This is a genomic window from Streptomyces phytophilus (assembly GCF_013870535.1).
GTDB classification, from domain to species: Bacteria; Actinomycetota; Actinomycetes; order Streptomycetales; family Streptomycetaceae; genus Streptomyces; species Streptomyces phytophilus.
This window is the reverse complement of sequence record NZ_JACBXC010000828.1, coordinates 1-2756: the sequence shown is the minus strand read 5'-3', so window position 1 is coordinate 2756 and position 2756 is coordinate 1. Positions and strand designations below refer to the sequence as shown.

Here is a 2756-nt window from a genome sequence, read left to right as displayed (position 1 = left end):
ATGGTCGGGCGGCCCGGCGGCGGGGGCGTCGTCCGAGGCCGGGAGCCAGAAGGCCATCCGGCCGGTGCGGGCGGGCTCGGCGGGGAGGAACAGGGCGGCGCAGTGGGAGAGCGGGGGAAGGGCGGTCACGTACGGACGCACTCCTCAAGTTTGACTACCGGGCGGTCGAGGGTACCTCAGGCGGTGCCGAACCGAACGCCGCGGCGGAGTGATCAACTTCACTTTTTCGTATGCGGGGTGGCGGGGGGTGTATCTGGCACTACCTTGTGCCGGGTGGATTGCACCCGGGTGTTCCGGGTGCTGACGTCATCGCGCCGAGCTGTCCGGTTCCGTAGCGTCGAGGTCCTCGCACCGAGAGACCGGAGGCGCCATGCCGCAGGCCGCTGTCACGTCGACCGCCAAAGGGTCGGCGACCGCCAGGAGTTCGGAGTTCACGCCACTGCTGCGGGAGGTGAAGGGCGCCGGGCTGCTGCGCCGGCGGCGCGGCTGGTACGGGTTCAGTATCGCGATCACGCTGCTGGCGCTGGCCGCCACCGGCGTCGGCATCCACCTCCTCGGCAACACCTGGTGGACCCTGTTCCTCGCGGTACCGGCCGCGGTCTTCACCACCCGTACCGCCTTCATCGGGCACGACTGCGGCCACGCGCAGATCGCCGGCACCCGCAAGGCCAACCGGGCGCTCGGGCTCTTCCACGGCAACCTGCTGATCGGCATGAGCTACCACTGGTGGACGGACAAGCACAACCGCCACCACGCCAACCCCAACCACGTCGACAAGGACCCGGACGTCGGCGTCGGCGCGCTGGTGTGGACCCAGCGCCAGGCCGCGCAGCGCGAGGGCTTCGCCCGCTGGCTCACCCGCCACCAGGCGGCGCTGTTCTTCCCCATGCTGCTGCTGGAGGGCATCGCGCTCAAGGTCTCCAGCTGGCAGGACCTGCGCCGGCAGGACCCGGCCGAGCGCCGCCTCGAAGCGCTCCTCCTCGGCGCCCACGTGATCGGCTACGCGGCCGTGCTGCTCACCGCCATGTCGCCCGGCAAGGCCGTGGTCTTCGCGCTGGTGCAGCACGCGGTCTTCGGCCTGCACCTGGGGATGTGCTTCGCGCCCAACCACAAGGGCATGGAGATGCCCGAGACCGGCGACGACGACTGGGGCCACCTGCGCCGCCAGGTGCTCACCTCGCGCAACGTGCGCGGCGGCGCCGTCACCGACTGGCTGATGGGCGGCCTGAACTACCAGATCGAGCACCACCTCTTCCCCAACATGCCCCGCCCCAACCTGCGCCATGTCCAGCCGATGGTGCGCGCGCACTGCGCCGCGCTCGGGCTGTCGTACGCGCAGACCAGCGCCGTCGAGTCGTACCGGCTCGCGCTGGAGCACATGCACGACGTGGGCGAGCCGCTGCGCACCCCCGACGCCCCGTAGGGGCGCACCTCCGCCGTCCGCGGCCGGGCGCACCCCCGCCGCCCCGTGAGCGGGTGCGCCCCTCGCGTCCCGTAAAGGACGCCCGTCCCGCCCGTCCCGTAATGGGTCCCTCATCCACATGTATGACGCCCTCCGGCGCCGGTCGTGGGATAAAGGAACCGGGGGAGCGGCGCAGCCGTTCCCCAGTCGAGGGCGGTGTGCCGCCGCTGTAGGAGGCAGGAATGTCGAATCGAGGGAAAGTCGCGGCCGGCGGGGTGGCGGTCGGCTTGCTGCTGTGGATGCTGACCTCGTTCTGGATCGCCGTGCTGGTGATGGTCGGTGTGCCGGTGGCCGCCTACCTGGTGCTCGACCCCGGGCAGCGCCGCAGGCTCAGGAGGGTCACCCGCAAGGAGCTCGGCCGCTGACCGTGCGCCCCCTTCGCGGAGGCACGCGACCGTGAGGCACATGTCACAACAAATTTGCCAGGGATGTGCCTCATTAGGTGCTGCCTGATCGATCGCGGGCATGACTCTGTCAAATTCAGTCAGGTTTGGCATGCGCCCCGGTCGTGCGCCCCCAACCGGACTAGCGTCCCTGAGACATGGGACACCTCGACCACGCAGCCTACGGGTGGCTGACACCCGTCCTCTCGTACGCGATGGCGTGCATCGGCGCCGCGCTCGGGCTGCGCTGCACCGTCCAGGCGCTGGCGGCCCCCACCGCCCGCTCCCGGCGCAACTGGCTGCTCACCGGCGCGTCCGCCATCGGGACCGGCATCTGGACGATGCACTTCATCGCCATGCTGGGCTTCAGCGTCAGCGGCACCGAGATCCGCTACGACATCCCCCGCACCGTACTCAGCCTCGTGGCCGCCATGGCCGTCGCCGGGGCCGGCGCCTTCGCCCTCGGCCACAGCCGCGCCCGCGGCCCCGCCCTGCTGGTCGCCGGCCTCGCCACCGGCTTCGGCGTGGCCGCCATGCACTACCTCGGGATGACCGCCGTACGCCTGCACGGCTCGATCGGCTACGACCTGCCGGCCGTCGCGCTCTCCATCCTGATCGCGGTGGCCACGGCCACCGCCGCGCTGTGGGCCGCGCTCAACATCCGCTCCCCGCTCGCCGTGGGCCTCGCCTCCCTCGTCATGGGGGCGGCGGTCACGAGCATGCACTACACCGGGATGGCCGCCGTGTCCGTGACCGTCACGCCCTCGCCCGAGGCCCTGGCCGGGGCCACCGCCACGCAGTTCGTCTTCCCACTGACCGTGGGACTCGGCTCGTACCTCTTCCTCACCTCGGCGTTCGTCGCGCTCACGCCGACCGCCACGGAACGCGCCGCCACCGTCTCCGCCCAGCGC

Annotated in this window: 3 protein-coding genes; all 3 read left to right on the top strand. The window is 71.5% G+C overall.

The features are described 5' to 3' along the window. The first annotated feature begins 370 nt into the window (after positions 1–370). On the top strand, positions 371–1423 hold the full coding sequence (locus H5J30_RS25845; RefSeq protein ID WP_181789750.1) for a fatty acid desaturase family protein: 1053 nt from the start codon (positions 371–373) through the stop codon (positions 1421–1423). A 221-nt stretch (positions 1424–1644) separates the two neighbouring features. Further along, positions 1645–1827: a tail-anchor membrane protein gene (locus H5J30_RS25840; RefSeq protein ID WP_181789749.1), complete on the top strand. Its 183-nt coding sequence runs from the start codon at positions 1645–1647 to the stop codon at positions 1825–1827. Between the two features lie 176 nt (positions 1828–2003). Beyond that, a partial coding sequence (locus H5J30_RS25835; RefSeq protein WP_181789748.1) for an MHYT domain-containing protein occupies positions 2004–2756 on the top strand: 753 nt, incomplete at its 3' end.

Bases quoted from the DNA above. Each gene is read 5' to 3' on its own strand.
- H5J30_RS25845 (WP_181789750.1), top strand. From the start codon at position 371: ATGCCGCAGGCCGCTGTCACGTCGACCGCCAAAGGGTCGGCGACCGCC.
- H5J30_RS25840 (WP_181789749.1), top strand. From the start codon at position 1,645: ATGTCGAATCGAGGGAAAGTCGCGGCCGGCGGGGTGGCGGTCGGCTTG.